This is a genomic window from Hamadaea sp. NPDC051192 (genome assembly GCF_040682475.1).
GTDB lineage: Bacteria > Actinomycetota > Actinomycetes > Mycobacteriales > Micromonosporaceae > Hamadaea > Hamadaea flava.
The window spans coordinates 1-14,925 of sequence record NZ_JBFBAZ010000171.1; the positions used below are offsets into that span (position 1 = coordinate 1).

12 protein-coding genes and 1 pseudogene are annotated in these 14,925 nt (G+C 70.6%); 4 read left to right on the forward strand and 9 right to left on the reverse strand.

What is annotated here, in order from left to right; translation table 11 throughout:
• The first annotated feature begins 165 nt into the window (after positions 1-165).
• The gene (locus AB0M47_RS37905; protein ID WP_363422819.1) at positions 166-1,734 is read left to right on the forward strand and encodes a GEVED domain-containing protein; all 1,569 of its coding nucleotides are present in this window, start codon (positions 166-168) and stop codon (positions 1,732-1,734) included.
• 246 nt (positions 1,735-1,980) lie between these two features.
• Here the strand turns inward: AB0M47_RS37905 and AB0M47_RS37910 are convergent, their stop codons facing one another.
• A complete protein-coding gene (locus tag AB0M47_RS37910) occupies positions 1,981-2,751 on the reverse strand; it encodes a class I SAM-dependent methyltransferase (RefSeq protein WP_363422821.1) in 771 nt (256 codons plus the stop codon).
• Positions 2,748-3,509, reverse strand: coding sequence for an SDR family NAD(P)-dependent oxidoreductase (locus AB0M47_RS37915; protein WP_363422823.1), 762 nt, complete (start codon positions 3,507-3,509; stop codon positions 2,748-2,750). The genes AB0M47_RS37910 and AB0M47_RS37915 overlap by 4 nt, the downstream gene beginning before the upstream one ends.
• 113 nt (positions 3,510-3,622) lie before the next feature.
• On the opposite strand from AB0M47_RS37915, the gene mshA reads away from it, so the two are divergent.
• Both mshA and AB0M47_RS37925 read left to right on the forward strand, forming a co-directional pair.
• A complete protein-coding gene (gene mshA / locus AB0M47_RS37920) occupies positions 3,623-4,978 on the forward strand; it encodes a D-inositol-3-phosphate glycosyltransferase (RefSeq protein WP_253759855.1) in 1,356 nt (451 codons plus the stop codon).
• A 2-nt stretch (positions 4,979-4,980) separates the two neighbouring features.
• Entirely contained in the window at positions 4,981-5,457 is a 477-nt protein-coding gene (locus AB0M47_RS37925) for a YbjN domain-containing protein (protein ID WP_363422838.1), read from the forward strand.
• On the opposite strand, the gene AB0M47_RS37930 is transcribed toward AB0M47_RS37925, so the two are convergent.
• From AB0M47_RS37930 to AB0M47_RS37945, 4 genes are all read right to left on the reverse strand, one after another.
• Complete coding sequence (locus tag AB0M47_RS37930; RefSeq protein WP_363422825.1) at positions 5,442-6,881, reverse strand: hypothetical protein; 1,440 nt, start codon at positions 6,879-6,881, stop codon at positions 5,442-5,444. The two genes, AB0M47_RS37925 and AB0M47_RS37930, sit on opposite strands and share 16 nt — an antisense overlap.
• Before the next feature lie 132 nt (positions 6,882-7,013).
• Positions 7,014-7,652: a response regulator transcription factor gene (locus AB0M47_RS37935; RefSeq protein WP_363422827.1), complete on the reverse strand. Its 639-nt coding sequence runs from the start codon at positions 7,650-7,652 to the stop codon at positions 7,014-7,016.
• Positions 7,649-8,776, reverse strand: coding sequence for a histidine kinase (locus AB0M47_RS37940; RefSeq protein WP_363422828.1), 1,128 nt, complete (start codon positions 8,774-8,776; stop codon positions 7,649-7,651). Before AB0M47_RS37940 ends, AB0M47_RS37935 begins: the two co-directional genes overlap by 4 nt.
• 10 nt (positions 8,777-8,786) lie before the next feature.
• Positions 8,787-9,695, reverse strand: a complete 909-nt coding sequence (locus tag AB0M47_RS37945; RefSeq protein WP_363422830.1) for a hypothetical protein — start codon at positions 9,693-9,695, stop codon at positions 8,787-8,789.
• Between the two features lie 145 nt (positions 9,696-9,840).
• On the opposite strand from AB0M47_RS37945, the gene AB0M47_RS37950 reads away from it, so the two are divergent.
• Positions 9,841-10,188, forward strand: coding sequence for a hypothetical protein (locus tag AB0M47_RS37950; protein WP_363422832.1), 348 nt, complete (start codon positions 9,841-9,843; stop codon positions 10,186-10,188).
• A gap of 34 nt (positions 10,189-10,222) precedes the next feature.
• Here the strand turns inward: AB0M47_RS37950 and AB0M47_RS37955 are convergent, their stop codons facing one another.
• The 3 genes and pseudogenes from AB0M47_RS37955 to AB0M47_RS37965 all read right to left on the reverse strand — a co-directional run.
• On the reverse strand, positions 10,223-11,803 hold the full coding sequence (locus AB0M47_RS37955) for a serine/threonine-protein kinase (RefSeq protein WP_363422834.1): 1,581 nt from the start codon (positions 11,801-11,803) through the stop codon (positions 10,223-10,225).
• Positions 11,800-13,533, reverse strand: coding sequence for an FHA domain-containing protein (locus AB0M47_RS37960; RefSeq protein WP_363422836.1), 1,734 nt, complete (start codon positions 13,531-13,533; stop codon positions 11,800-11,802). The genes AB0M47_RS37955 and AB0M47_RS37960 overlap by 4 nt, the downstream gene beginning before the upstream one ends.
• A 177-nt stretch (positions 13,534-13,710) precedes the next feature.
• Positions 13,711-14,925, reverse strand: a pseudogene (locus AB0M47_RS37965) (hypothetical protein); the annotation flags it as partial.

Sequence of the window (14,925 nt, forward strand, 5' to 3'; positions counted from 1 at the left end):
ATCAGGGTTCTAGGTCGGATCTTGGGCCAAGATTCGACCGCGAACCCTGATCCAGCGCGAATCCGCGTCTGGCAGCATCTCGGGCATGATCGACTCGTTGGGTATTTCGTGCTGTTTATCCGAATCGGGAAGCTTGTCGGAATAGCGGCGATCGGCTCAGCGGCGGTGGGACTCGCGCCCACCGCCGCCTTCGCCGCGCTGACGCCGCCCGCGCCGCCGACCGTGCCCTTCACCGAGTGCCCCAACCTCGGATACCAGGTCCAGTCGCAGGACGGGAAGACCTCCACCTACGGCTACTTCGACCTGAACACCTCGACGTTCGTGCCGATCAAGAAGTTCGCGACGGCCGTCAACGCGACGGGGTACTCCCGCGCGCAGGGCGTCTTCTGGGGAATGCTCACGAACTACGACAACAACCACCTGGCCCGCTGGGACCGGCTCGGGAACCTCGTGGACGTCGGGCCGCTGGACGGCGTACCGGCGGGTCAGGTGATCCGGACCAATGTGGGCACCATCGACGACCAGGATCACCTGCTGATCCAGACCCGGGACCCGGCCGCCGACAAGCCCGGCCTCGTCGGGCCGACCAACGCGCTGATCACCGTCGACGTCGACCCGGACAGCGCGACGTTCGGCGAGATCCTGGACAACGTGCCGTTGAGCCGGGCCACGCCTGGCATGGACTTCCTGCGGATCGGCGACTGGGACTACAACCCGACCGACGGGATGCTCTACTCGCTGGAGATGGTGGGCGACACCAAGCGGGAACTGGTCAAGATCGACCCGTCGACCGGGCAGGTCACCGATGTCAAGGACCTCACGGCGCAGCTGCCTGACTCGCAGAACTACGGCGCGGTCTACGTCGAGGAGGTCAGCGGCACGGTCTACGTCTCGGCGAACGACGTCGACGACAAGCTGGCGCACAAGCAGCCCGGTGCGTCCAGCCGGACCTACGCGATCTACGCGCCGTACTCGAATCCGCACATCATCGCGTACACGCCGGGTGCGCCGCTGCTCATCAACGACGGCGCGGACTGCCTCGTGGCCACCGACTTCGGGGACGCGCCGGACAGCTACAAGACGCTGAACCCGCACGGCGGACCCGGGCACATCTTCACCGAGGTCGAGCACCCCGGTCAGCAGCTGCGCATCGGCAAGCTGATCGACCCCGACCTCGACGGCATCCCGACCCCGAACGCGGACGGCGACGACAAGAACCTCCCCGTCAACGACGAGGACGGCGTCAAGCCCGGTACGACGATCTTCGCCAACGCGCCGGCGCTGAGCGTACCGATCACGAACACGACCGGGGCGAAGGCGACCCTGGCCGGATGGCTGGACCTGGACGGCTCGGGCACCTTCGAAGACTCCGAGCGGGCCATGGTCACCCTCGAACCCGGGCAGACCAGCGGCGAGCTGACCTGGCCCGCGCTGGAGAACGGCCGGACCGAGAGCTTGACGCAGACCTTCCTGCGGCTGCGGCTCTACCCGGGCGAAGTCGCCGACCCGAAGCCGACCGGAGCGCGGTTCATCGACGGCGGCGAGATCGAGGACCACAAGGTCGTGTTCGGACTCCCCGCCACCGGCGACAAGCTGATGCCGATCCTCGGCCTGGGACTCGGACTGCTCGCGGCGGGCCTGGTCATCACCGGGGTCACCGGGACCGGACGGCGACGGCCGACCCCAGCGGGGCCGACGAACCGGCGGCCCAGTCCTCGCCCCGCCCGCACCTGACCCGCCCGTCCGCTCGCGCCGACGCGTCCGTTCACGCCGACGCGTCCGCTCGCGCCGACGCGTCCGCTCGCGCCGACGCGTCCGCTCACGCCCGACGCGGATAACGCGCCCGCTCACGCCCGACGCGGATAACGACCAGATCAGGGATATGCCTGCGATCTTGGCCCAAGATCGCAGGCATATCCCTGATCCAGTGCCAAAGCGGGGCGCGCCAGAGCGGGGGGCGCGCGAGAGCGGGGGCGCGTACTAGGGGGAGGGCCAGGGGAGGGTGAGTTCGCCGAGCCGCCACCGTGACGGCCCGTCCAGCACGGCCTGCCCGCTGTCGGCGTACGCCCGGACGGTCGCCAGCCAGCGTTGACGTGGCCCGAAGACACCCATCGGGGCGGCCCGTTCCCAGGACTCGGTGAGCGTCGCGAGGACGGTGTGGATCGGCGATCCCGGCACGTTGTGGTGGATCAACGCCTTGGGCAGTCGCTCGGCGAACACCGCCGGGCTCTCCAAGGTGGACAGTTTGGCCGCGAGCGTGAGGCTGTCCGGGGTGGTGGAACCGGCGGCCAGCAGCGCCCAGGTCGCGATCCGGCCCAGTTCGTCGCAGGTCCCTTCGACCAGCCAGCCGTCCGGGGCCAGCCGTTCGGAAACCGTACGCCACGCGTCTGCCACGGCCGATTCGTCGTACTGCCGCAGGACGTTGAACGCGCGTACCACTTGGGGACGCAGCCCGGCCAGCTCGAATCCGCCGCGGCGGAACTCCAGGCGGGGCGGGTCCGCCGCCGGCTGCGCCGCCGCTACGCGTACCGGATCGATCTCCAGACCGATGACGTGGGGCCGGAACCGGGCCAGCCGGTCGGCCAGTTCCACGGCGGTGATGGGCGTGGCCCCGTAGCCGAGGTCGACGACGAGCGGCGAGTCCACCGAGGCGAGCGTGGCGGCCAGCCGCCACGCGATCCAGCGGTCGACGCGGCGCAACCGGTTGGGGTTGGTCGTGCCGCGCGTGATCTCGCCGAGCGGCCGCCTCAAAGCTTGCGGGCCACCTTGTGCTGGGCGGCCTGAGCAATCGGGCGGACCACGAGCCGGTCGACGTTGACGTGATGCGGCCGGGTGGCGCACCACGCGATGCAGTCGGCGATGTCGTCGGCGACCAGCGGTTCGGCGACCCCCGAGTAGACGGCCGCGGCCTTGCCGGAGTCGCCGCCGAATCGGTTGACCGCGAACTCGTCGGTCTTCACCATGCCCGGCTCGATCTCGATCACCCGGACGGGTTCGCCGTTGAGTTCGAGGCGCAGCGTGCCGGTGAGCGCGTGCTGTGCGTGCTTGGCCGCGGTGTATCCGCCGCCGCCCTCGTAGACGATGTGCCCGGCGGTCGACACGACGTTCACGATCGTGCCCGCGCCGGACTCGATCAGCGCCGGGAGCAGCGCTCGCGTGACCCGGAGGGTGCCGAGGACGTTGACGTCGAACATCCACTGCCAGTCCTCGACCGAGCCGGACGCGACCGGGTCGGCGCCGTGCGCGCCGCCGGCGTTGTTCACGACCAGAGCCAACGGCTCGTCGAGCGAGGCGACCTGAGCGGCCAGGGCGGCGACCGAGGTGTCATCGGTCACATCGCAGGCCACGGGAGTGATCCGGCCCTGGGCGACAGCGGCGAGCGCAGCGAGCCGTTCACTGCGACGAGCTGCGGCGACGACGTGGAAACCCTCTTCGGCCAGCCGCCTCGCCGTCGCGGCGCCGATGCCGCTGGACGCGCCGGTGACCACCGCGATGCCTCTGGACTGCATGGCACGATCATGCCCGGTTCACCTCGGCACTCGACCGCCGGGTTGGGCCGGTCCGTCCGCCGGGACGACAACCGGGCGTGATGTGGATCACGTCTGGCTGATGTGTCGGGATTATGAACAACCGCTGCGCTGTTGGAGGCACCGTGAGCCCTCGGACCCCACGCCGCATCGCAACGCTGTCGGTGCACACGTCTCCCCTGCACCAACCCGGTACCGGCGATGCGGGCGGCATGAACGTCTATATCGTCGAGGTCTCCAAACGCCTCGCCGAGGCGGGGGTCGAGGTCGAGATCTTCACCCGGACCACCTCCAGCGATCTGCCGCGCAGCGTCGAGCTGGCTCCGGGCGTACTGGTGCGGCATGTGAACGCCGGTCCGTTCGAGGGGCTCGCCAAGGAAGACCTGCCCGCTCAGCTCTGCGCCTTCACGCACGGGGTGCTGCGGGCCGAGGCGTCCCGGCCCCCGGGTCACTACGACCTGCTCCACTCGCACTACTGGCTGTCCGGCCAGGTCGGCTGGCTCGCCAAACAGCGCTGGGGCGTGCCGCTGGTGCATACCGCGCACACCCTGGCCAAGGTGAAGAATCTGCAGCTGGCGGCGGGTGACCGCGCCGAGCCCCGGTCCCGGGTCATCGGTGAGGAGCAGGTCGTCGCCGAGAGCGATCGGCTCGTCGCGAACACCCCGACCGAGGCGCGCGAGCTCATCGACCTCTACCAGGCCTCGCTCGACCGGGTCAGCGTCGTCGAACCCGGCGTGGACCTCGATCGCTTCCAGCCGCTGCCTCGGGTCGCCGCGTCGGCCGGCAAGCTCGCCGCCCGGAAGCGGCTCGGCCTGCCCGAGCGCGGCCGGATCGTCACCTTCGTCGGCCGCATCCAGCCACTCAAGGCGCCCGACGTGCTCATCCAGGCCCTGGCCGAACTCTGCGCGCGCGATCGCGATCTGGCCGCGGACACCACGCTGGTCATCGTCGGCGGCCCCAGCGGCAGCGGCCTCGACCGGCCTACCGCGCTCATCGAACTCGCCGCGTCGCTCGGGCTCCGCGACCGCGTGCGCTTCCTGCCTCCGCAATCCGGCGACGACCTGGTCGCGGTCTACCGCGCCGCCGACGTGGTCGCGGTCCCGTCGCACAACGAGTCGTTCGGCCTGGTCGCCCTCGAAGCACAAGCGACTGGTACGCCGGTAGTGGCGGCCGCCGTCGGCGGGCTCGTCACGGCGGTACGCGACGAGGTGAGCGGTGTTCTCGTCGACGGCCACGTCCCAGGCGACTGGGCCCGGGTGTTCGACCGGCTGCTCCGGGCGCCGCATCGGCTGACCGAGCTGGCCCACGGCGCGGTCGAGCACGCCCGCGCGTTCTCCTGGGCTCGCACGGCGTCCGGGCTGCTGGACGTCTACCGTGAAGCCATGGAGGAGAACCGGGCACGCCTGCTGCTTCGCGACCACGCGGACCTCGCCGGCGCCGCGACGTGGTAGGGCTGGGCGCCCTGCTCGACGAGCTGGGCGTCGCGTACGAGGTGTCGCCGCAGGGCAGCCTGGTCGTCGTGCTGCCCGGTACGCACAAGTTGAAGACGACGGTCAACCTCATCCCGGGCGAGCACTCCCTGCGGATCGAGGCCTTCGTCGTCCGCCACCCCGACGAGAACCACGAAGCCGTCTGGGCTTGGCTGCTCCGCAAGAACGCCCGGATGTACGGGGTGTCGTTCTCCATCGACGGCAACGACGACATCTACCTGACCGGCCGCCTGCCGAACCACGCGGTGACCGCCGAGGAACTCGACCGGCTGCTCGGAGCGGTGCTCTCGTACGCCGACGAGTCCTTCGACGCGCTGCTGGAACTCGGGTTCGCCGAGGCGATCCGCCGCGAATGGGCGTGGCGGATCAGCCGCGGCGAACCGACGGAGAACCTGCGTGCCTTCCGGCATCTGGCGCCGGCGGATCACTTGCAGGAGTAGGTCACCTCGGCGTTCGCGGTCATCTGCACCGGGGCCAGGATGTTCAGCGTCGCGGTGCCCTTGTGGCTGCCCTTGCCGCTGAAGCCCCAGTAGTAGTGCACCTGCACCGAGCCTTCGCCCTTGCGTACGGTCTGGTCGAGGCGGCCGCTGCGATGGCCGTCGCTGTCCACCCACTCGTACGCGAAACTGCCGGGCTCGCCGTTGGTCACCACGGTCCCGACGACGTCCGCCTGCGTGTTGCACGTCGTGACGGCCACCTTCTGCACGGTGACCCCGGTGATCTGCGTCGAGCTGAACAGGCCCAACGGGTTGGGGATCCCGGCCTCCGGCAGGAACCGGAGCAGGAGGACGTAGCCCACGCCCAGGACGAGCAGCAGCGACAACAGGCTGCCGAGCACCCCGGTGACCCGCTTGAACAGGCTCTTCTTCGGCGGCCCGTACGCCGTCGGCGGCGGCGTCCAACTGGGCGTCGCCGGAGTGGCGACCGGCCCCTGCCCGAACCGCAGCACGCCGTCCGCGTTCCGCTCGACGGGGGCCGGCTGCTGCGGCTGCGGTTCGGTCGTCCGCCGCGCCATCTGCGTGGCCAGATGATCCTGCGCCACCGGCTGCTGCGGCACACCCTGCGGCATCGGCTGCTGCGGCATCGCCTGCTGAGGTACCGCCCGCTGGGGCATCGCCTGATGAGGCACGGCCTGCTGCATCGGCTGCTGGGGGACCGCCTGTTGTGGGACGGTCTGAACGGCGGCTTCGGTGGCCGCGCCGGGGAGCAGCGTCGTCGACTCCGCCGGGGGGATGTCCAGGGGCACGACGATCGGCGGGGGCTGCTTCCGAAGCGCCGCGAGCGCGGGGCGATCACCGAAGCCCGGCAGGGCGGAGGCGTGCGCCGCGAGGACGCGCAACCCGGTCTCCAAACCAGCGGCGGCCGCGGCGGCCACGATCTGCAGCGTCTGGTCGCCGCCACTGATGCGGCGGGCCAACTCCGCCCACGCGGCGGCATCCTCGGCCGCGGTGGGCTGCCGGCCCGCGGTGGCGGCGGCGACGCCGACCTCGCTCAGCAGCGCGACCCCGGCCGGGCTCACCACGACGGTGCTCGAATCGACCGCGCCGTGCGCCAACCCGGCCTGGTGCAGGCGCATCAGCGTCTGGCCGGTGTCGGACAGGACGGTCGCGGCGGTCCCGGGGGTCATCCGCGTCGCCAGGTCGGCCACGGACGGCCCGACCGGCGCGCCCGCGATAAGCCAGGCCCGACCGCCGTGCCCCACGAGGTCGGCGACCGGCACTACCCCGGGCAGAGCGAGTTTGCGTACGGCGTTGACGGTCGCGACGACCCGCGTCAGCTGCTCCCGGTCCTGCTGCGGCAGGGCGAGCGCGCCCACCTTTCGACCGTCCGCAGTGGACGTCTCCTGCCACGTGCCGATGCTCACGGCCCGCCCCCTGTCTGACTGCGCTCCGACGGCTTACCCGGCGGCTCCCCGGCTTGATCGGCGTCAGGCTACAACCGGCCGGATGGGTCGCACACTGGCCGAAGGTATGGGCCACTGTCCGGAGCACGACGCTCAGCCCACGAGGCCCGACTGAGCTGCCATCACCGCCAGTTGTACGCGGTTCCCGCTGCGTGTCTTCGTCATCAGATTGGCGACATGCGTCTTCACGGTCGTGACGCCGAGATGCAGTCGCTCGGCGATCTCCGGGTTCGACAGGCCGGTGCCCACCAGGGCCAGCACTTCCCGTTCGCGGTCGGTGAGGTTCGTCAGCGTGGGTCGCGGTGGCTCAGCCGGTCGCAGCGCCTTGGCGACCAGGCGCCGTAGCACGTCCGGGCTGAACGGGCTCTCCCCGGCCGCCGCTCGGCGTACGCCGTCGAGCAGTTCCCCCGGCGACGCGTCCTTCACCAGGAAACCGCAGGCGCCGGCCGCCAACGCCGGGTACAGGTGATCGTCGTCGTCGAACGTCGTCAGCACGAGGATTCGCGTACTCGGGCGGTCGGCGAGGATGCGCGCGGTCGCGGTGGTGCCGTCCACGCCGGGCATCCGGAGATCCATCACGATCACGTCCGGCCGGAGTTGCTGGGCCATGCGGATCGCCGGGCCGCCGTCGGCCGCTTCGCCCACCACCTCCATCTCGGGATCCGACTCGCACAGCATGCGCAGCCCCGCGCGTACAAGTTGTTGATCATCGACCAGGAGCACGCGGATCATGACGCCGCCCGCATGGCCGGGACCAGCGCGGACAGGCGCCAACCAGGGGCGGCCGGGGCGGCGAGCAACCCGCCGCCCAGCAGTTCCACGCGCTCGCGCAGACCCACGAGCCCGTGCCCGCCGTCGCCGGCCGGCGTGGTGCTGCCGCCGAAGTCACGCAGCTCGAAGGCGACCTGCTCGCCCCGGACGTCGATGGACAGTTCGGCGCGAGCCGCTGTCCCCGCGTGCTTGGCCACGTTGGCGAGTCCCTCCTGGGTCAGCCGCAGCACCGCAAGTGCGGTACGCGAGTCCAGCTCGGTCACGGTCGGGTCGATCGCGGCCTCGACGGTCAGGCCGAGCCCCCGGCTGCGGTCGACCGCCGACTCCAGCGCTAGGACGAGCCCGGCCGGGTCCACGAGGTAGTCCGCCGGTTGCACGTCCCGGAGCACGGCGACCAGCCGCCGCAGATCCGTCAGCGCGGACGACCCCGTTGTACGCACATCGTCGAGCACCTTGCGGACCCGTGCGTCCTCGATCGGCAGCACGTCGGCCGCGACCGAGACGCGCAGCACGATCGACGCGACGTGGTGTGCCACGATGTCGTGCAGTTCGCGGGCGATCGTGGCGCGTTCCTCGGCCCGGACGCGGGACACCACCTGAGCCGCCCGGTCCGACGCCTGCCGGGCGAGTTCCCTTGCCATCCGCAGCTGTACGCCGATGAGCAGCGGCACGATCAGGATCGCCGACGCGAAGACGACGGTGATCGGTTCGCGCCAGGCGTCGTCGAGGTCGGAGACGACGCTGCCCACGAGCCCGATCGCCAGTCCGATCCACATCGGACGCCCCGACCGCCGCATGCCCAGCTCGAACATGGCCCAGGCGAGGCCGACGGTCGGTACGACGTCGTTGTCCGCGCCGAAGAACCAGCCGGCGCCGATCGCCGCAGCTAGCCCGGTCACCGACCAGAACGGTGACCAGACCGCGGCGAATCCGTAGATCAGCGTCCCGATCGACAGAATCCAGTCCACTGTGTTGATCGACGCGCCGTCCGGCCGGATCGCGAGGTACCCGACGCCGGCCAGGCCCACGATGCTCAAGCGGCCGAAGGTGTGGCGCTCGGCGAACAGCCACTCCACCCAAGGCATGACGCGGATCCTATCGAGTCACCGCGTGACGGCGGACCATCGTTCGATCCCAGAGCAACCCGACGACGGTGCCCACAACGAGCACTCCCGCCGCCGCCAGGGTCAGCCCGTCCGGCTGGGTCAGCGGCTGACCGCGCAACGCCTGCCAGGTCACGAGTGCGAGGAGCCCGGCATAGGCGCCGCCGGCCACCTGAATCAGCCGCGGCCGCCCCGGGAACAACATCGCCAGCAGGATCATCGCCTGCAGGCCGTGCACCCCCACGAAATGGCCCACGCGCAGGTCACCGCCCGTGGTGCTCCATCCGGTGATCGGCAGTCCAGCTCCACCATCGGGTACGCCGACCGCATGTGCCCCGAGCATCGGCTGATCCTCGATCTCGTCCAGCCGAAGCTGTTCCTTCGTCGGCACCACCATCAGGGCCGCCTGTCCCATCCCGGCGAGCAGCAACAGCAGCCCGACCTTAGCGGCCACCATGGTCGTCCGATCCTGCACCGCATTGCGCCAGATCACGACCGCGACGATCGCCGTACCGACGCCGAACAGCGCCGCCATCGAACCCATCGCGTTCCAGATCATGTTGTCCAGCGCCGTCTCGACGTGGAAATGGCTCGCCCGGCCCCGGGCCGCCTGCCCGACGATGAGCGCGACCTCCAGATAGGACCCCACGATGATCAGGCCGACCGCGATCTTCTTCGTCCGCGTCGGCGTCACGAAACTCAGCAACCACGCCAGCGTGATCGCGTACACGGCGAACGAGGCGCCGAACTTGAACGGCTTGAGCCACGTCGGCTGGCCCAGCACGGTGCGGTCGTCGACGATCAGCCCCAGCAGCGCCACGACAGCCAGCGCGGTCATCGCCACCGCCATCACGGTGAGCCACGAACTTCCCCGGTACGCGTTCCTCAGTGCATTCCTCATGCACCTGACGGTCCTCGGAATCGGCGTACGCCTCTTCCTGCTGTCAGCCGCAACGCCTCCTGCTACAGCAGGATGCCGTCCTCCTGCCTTTCACAGCTGTGGACAACTCGCCGGTCAGCCGGCGTCGGCGCGCCACTCTTGTCCGATGCGCCTCCCGATCGAGCCGTTCCGGGCCCGTGACCTGCTGGCTTCCGGCGCTCTCACCCGCGACAAGCTTCGAGGACCACGGTGGCGGCGCCTCTATCGGGGCATCTACGTCGACGCCGACATTCCGGTGGATCACCGGTTGTGGTGCTCGGCGGCCGCGTTGCTGCTTCCGCCCGGAGGTGCGATCGGTCTGCTCAGTGCGGCGGCCCTCTGGGACGTCCCGCTGCTCGGGCCCGACCACCCGGTCACCGTGGTGGTGCCGCTCGGCACGAGCCTGCGTACGCAGAACCACCTCGTCGTACGCAGAATGCAGCTTCGGTGGGTGATGCGTTTGGGGGCTAGTTGATCTCCCTCAACCCCCCAAACGCATCACTCACCGATCACTCCGCGCAGATTCCGGCGACGGTCGCCTCGACGCTGGATCGTTTGCCGTTGACCATCACGTAGGCGGTGACGTTCAACGTCGCACCTGGCTTCCCGCAGACCGCGGCGCCCTGGCCGGGCAGTTGGGCCGTGATGCTGTACGGCGTGTCGCTGGTGTGGCCGCTCAACGTGTAGGGCCCAGCCGTCTTCGTCTGCGTCGCGTCGAAGGTCACGTAGAGCGAGCCGGCCCGTGCGTCGGACATCGTGACCTGGACCAACGCCTGGCAACCGTTGTTGGCGTAGTAGCAGTAGGCGCGATAGACCGCGATCTTGAGGACCTGGACCGGCGGGGTGGGGCTAGGTGTTGGGCTCTTGGAGGTGGGCTTGGGCGTCGGCGACTTCGTCTTCGACTTCGTCGGCGTCGGCGACGCGGTCGTCGGCGACACCGACGCCGACGGGGAGTCGGACGGCAACGGGGAGTCGGTCGGGGACGCGGAGGGCGACTCTTCCACCAGCGACGCGGAGGGGGAGGTGGACGGGAGGGCGGACGTGTTGGCGGCGTCCGTCGGGTTGAGCGCTACGCATCCGCCGACGCTGCCGCCGACGACGACAACCGTGATGGTCCCGGCGACGAGGGCCTTCTTCACTCCGCTCGACAGGGAACGAAGTCGGTGGCCGACGCCCTTGCCCAGGGCGGAGTCCGCGACGGCGGTGCCGGACATCGAGGCGAGCGCGAGGGGGAAGAGCGCCGCGAGCAACAGGGCTCGGCGGGCGAGCTTCTTCTTGCCCTCTTCCTCCCACTGAGGGCCGTACGCCGCTCCCGCGACCGCTTCCAACTCCCGGAGGAAGACCGAAGCGTTGGTGGGGCGCTGCGCCGGGTCCTTGGCGAGCCCGCGTCGCAGCAGTCCGCGTATCCCTTCGGGCGCGGCGTCGACCGGGATGGGCGCGGACTCGTGCTGTCGGCGGAGCTGGACCAGGTCGCCCGGAGCCCGGAAGGGCGGGGCTCCGGTGAGGCATTCGAAGAAGGTGGCGGTGGCCGCGTAGATGTCGGTCTGTGGGGTGGCCGTGCCGGCCGCCCACTGTTCGGGGGCCATGTAGCTGGGTGTGCCCGCCAGCGCCCCGGTACGCCCGGCGCGGACGGCGATGCCGAAGTCGGCGAGCTTGCTCTGGCCCTGCGCGTCGACCAGCACGTTCTCGGGCTTGTAGTCGCGGTGGACGATGCCGAGTTTGTGCGAGGCGGCCAGGCCGAGCAGCGAGCCCTTGAGCACGACCAGGGCGGCCTCGGGTTCGGCCGGGCCCTGCTCTCGGATGATCTTGCGGAGGGCGACGCCGTCGACCAGTTCCATGACGATCGCCGCGCCGCCGGGGTTCTCGACGTACTCGTAGAGGCGCGCGACGTGGTCGTCCTGGACCTCGGCGAGGATGCGGGCCTCGGCCCGGAACTCGCGGAGGAAGGTCTCGTCGTTCTTCAGGTTGTCGGCGAGGTACTTGATCGCGACGGGTACCCCCGTCTGATCGTGCGTGGCGAGCACGACCAACCCGGACGCGCCGCGCCCCAACTCCTGAACCGCCGTATATCCCGGCACCGACCAGGTCATGCCGTCGCCTCCCCAGGCTCGGTCAGCGAACGCTTTGCCGCCGTTCGCCGCACCAGTGTGGACACCTTCTTGTAGATGCGGAACCAGATCGGAAACATCAAGACACCTAGCCCGATGACGATCACCGGAATCGCGAAGCCGGCCGGGAGGTACTTCTGGACCATTCCGTCGAGTCGCGTACGCCAGCTGAAGACGGCCATCACCATGAAGGCCGTCATCCCGACCACGGCCGTCATCCCGTAGGCCGCCATGCCCCACTGCTTGAGCCCGGGACGCTTACCGCCCCGCAGGTCGGCCCAGATCCCCTTGGTGAAGTAGGCCGACGCCTCCTCCCGCAGCCGCGGCATGCGCAGCGCGTCGGACAACGCCTGGTAGCCGTCGAGCGGCATGAGCGGATTGAGGTTGTAGATCGTGTTCAGATAGAGCGCGAAGGCGATCTGGAAGGCGATCCCGGACACGATCGGCTGCGGCACATAGGCCGCGACGACCGAGGCGGCGCCGGCGACGGCTGCGGTCGACAGTGGACCCGACAACGTCACCACGATGCGCGACCAGCGCGTACCGAACCACATGTCGCTCGTGTCCACAAAGGCGAACGGCATGCCCATCATCAGCATGAAGCCGCCGCGGGTCACCTTGCGGCCATACGATTTCACGGCCAGCGCGTGCGCGCTCTCGTGGATCGCCAGCGCGACCAGGCAGACCGCCGCCACCACGATCGCGCCGGCCAGCCCCGCGCCGCCCACGTCGAACAACTGCTGCTTGCCTTGCGCCACGAAGAAGGCGTAGAGACCACCCAAGATCACAATCCACAAGCCGGCCACACTTGTACGCGTGAAGAAGCGCCACCCGAACGCTCGGTACATCCGGCCGACCAGGGCGTCCAAGCCCTTCACCGACAGCTCCAGGCGCAGCAGCGCCCGGAAGATCGCCTGGCCGATCCGCTTCAGCAGCGGCGGCCGCTCCGGATCGCGTTGACCGTAGAGCCCGCGGACGAGCCCGATCGCGGCGAAGGTCCGCAGGGTGTGCTCGATCCGGGGAAGGGCCAGTTCGCCGTACTTGTCGGCGTACAGGAAGAGCAGGTCGCGAACGCTGTTCTCGCCGTCCAGGCTGGTCCACAGGAACGCGTCCCGGTCGTCGAGCTGAAGATATTGCCCCGTACGCGTGTTGCTCAGCACCCACTGCTCGACCCCGCGACTGTCCGGGACCTGCTTGAGCGCCCAGCCCGACCGCCGCCGGGGGACCGCCGACAACGGCTCGGTCGCGGTGGCCGCCTCCGGCTGTTGCCTCGCCGCGGCGAGCATCGTGTACTCGGTGCCCTTGACCATCGTCTTGGAGCCGACAGCCGCGCTCCGCGGTTGCGCGAACCGGACCGGGACGTCCCCGAAGAGCAGCTCCATCTCGTCGTTGAGGGCCGCTCGATCGCCGTGGAGCGTACGCCCGCCGACGGTGGTCCCGTTGAACGAGTTGAGATCCTCGAGAACGAATCCCTCGGGTCCCCGGGTGATCCGGGCGTGGTGCCGGGAGACGCTCGGGTCGTCCAGGATCAGGTCGTTGTCACTGGTACGCCCGATCGTCGTGACCGGACCGACCAACGGGTACGCCTGCCCCGCGTGCCGCAGCTCCGGCGCCGCGAACTCGGCGATCTTGGCGCCTTTGCGCAGCGTGCCGCAGTGCAGGCAGTACGGGTAGTCCCGGCGCAGGTGCACGTGACAGGCGTGGCAGAGCATCGGGGTGGCCCTTCTCGCTTTGGGCGCTGGATCAGGGTTCCCGGTCGAATCTTCAGCCAAGATTCGACACGGAACCCTGATCCAGCCCTGGGGTAGGGCCGGCCGGGGCGAGCACGGGGGAGACTCGGCCCCGGCCGGCGTACTCGGCGGAGGGTGGGTGCTCTCCGCGAGTCGGTGCTAAGCGTTGGGTTGCGTCTTGTCCTCGTCGTCGTCCTTGCCGGCGAACTTCGCGCCCGCGATGCCGCCCGCGATTCCGCCGACCACCACGCCGGCGACCACGCCGCCCGCGCCCATGGCCAGCTCGGTCATGCCGATGCCGCCGTCGTCGCTCGCGCCGCCGTCCTGGGCGCCGCCCGCCTGACCGCCGTCGGCCGGCGGGGTCGTCGTGCCCGGCGCGTGTGAGGCGGCTGCCGCGTCGGCCGCGGCCACCGGGGACTCCGTCTCGGGCTGCTCCGTGGACGGCTGCTCGGTCGGGGGCTGCTCGACCGGCGGCTGCTCGGTCGAGGGTTCCGGGGTGGGCGTACCGGTGTGGCCGGTGCCGCCGCCGGTGCCGCCCGTCCCAGTGCCTTCGGTGCCGGTCCCGCTGCCCGTCCCGGTGCCGTCAGACGGCTCCGGCGTCGGCGTACCGCCGTCGGTGCCCGGGTCGGTGGGGCCGGGGTCCGTCGGGCCCGGGTCGGTGGGACCGGGGTCGGTCGGGCCGGGGTCGGTGGGCGCGCCGCCGTCACCCGGGTCCAAGACCGGCGGGTCGCCGAGTACGCCGCCCGGGTCGACCGGGTGCACCGGGTCCACGATGATGCCCGGTTCGAAGACGAGGTCGCCTTCGAGGATGTCCGGCCGGCCGTCGCCGTCGCTGTCGGGCAGCGTGCCCGGGAAGATCGGGTGGACCGGACCGTCGGGCGTCGGGTCGAGGTAGTTCGGCGTGCCGTCGCCGTCGTTGTCGCCGAACAGACCGGACAGATCCAGATCCGGCGGGCCGACGGGGAAGACCGGGCTCGGCGGCGGGTCGCCGTTCGGCGTCGAGTCGAAGATGTCCGGGGTCCCGTCGCCGTCGGTGTCCAGCCCGAGACCAGGCAGCCCGCCCAGGAAGCCCGGGAATCCGCCGGGAGCGTCGGTGCCGCCACCGTCGCTGGGGTCGCCGCCGAGGCCGGGGATGGCGCCCCAGGTGCCGAGGCCTTCGAGCGAATCGGGGAGGCCGTTGCCGTCGGAGTCGGGGCCGAAGTCCGGCAGCCCGCCGTCCGGAGCGTCGCCGCCGTCGGTTCCGCCGTCCCCGCCGAGGCCGGGGATGGCGCCCCAGGTCCCGAGGCCTTCGAGCGAATCGGGGAGGCCGTTGCCGTCGGAGTCGGGGCCGAAGTCCGGCAGCCCGCCGTCCGGGGCGTCACCGCCGTCCGAGCC

Excerpts from the sequence above, each read along its gene's own strand:
- AB0M47_RS37915 (WP_363422823.1), bottom strand. The coding sequence starts at position 3,509 with ATGCAGTCCAGAGGCATCGCGGTGGTCACCGGCGCGTCCAGCGGCATC.
- mshA (WP_253759855.1), top strand. The coding sequence starts at position 3,623 with ATGAACAACCGCTGCGCTGTTGGAGGCACCGTGAGCCCTCGGACCCCA.
- AB0M47_RS37935 (WP_363422827.1), bottom strand. The coding sequence starts at position 7,652 with ATGATCCGCGTGCTCCTGGTCGATGATCAACAACTTGTACGCGCGGGG.
- AB0M47_RS37940 (WP_363422828.1), bottom strand. The coding sequence starts at position 8,776 with ATGCCTTGGGTGGAGTGGCTGTTCGCCGAGCGCCACACCTTCGGCCGC.
- AB0M47_RS37945 (WP_363422830.1), bottom strand. The coding sequence starts at position 9,695 with ATGAGGAATGCACTGAGGAACGCGTACCGGGGAAGTTCGTGGCTCACC.
- AB0M47_RS37950 (WP_363422832.1), top strand. The coding sequence starts at position 9,841 with ATGCGCCTCCCGATCGAGCCGTTCCGGGCCCGTGACCTGCTGGCTTCC.
- AB0M47_RS37955 (WP_363422834.1), bottom strand. The coding sequence starts at position 11,803 with ATGACCTGGTCGGTGCCGGGATATACGGCGGTTCAGGAGTTGGGGCGC.
- AB0M47_RS37960 (WP_363422836.1), bottom strand. The coding sequence starts at position 13,533 with ATGCTCTGCCACGCCTGTCACGTGCACCTGCGCCGGGACTACCCGTAC.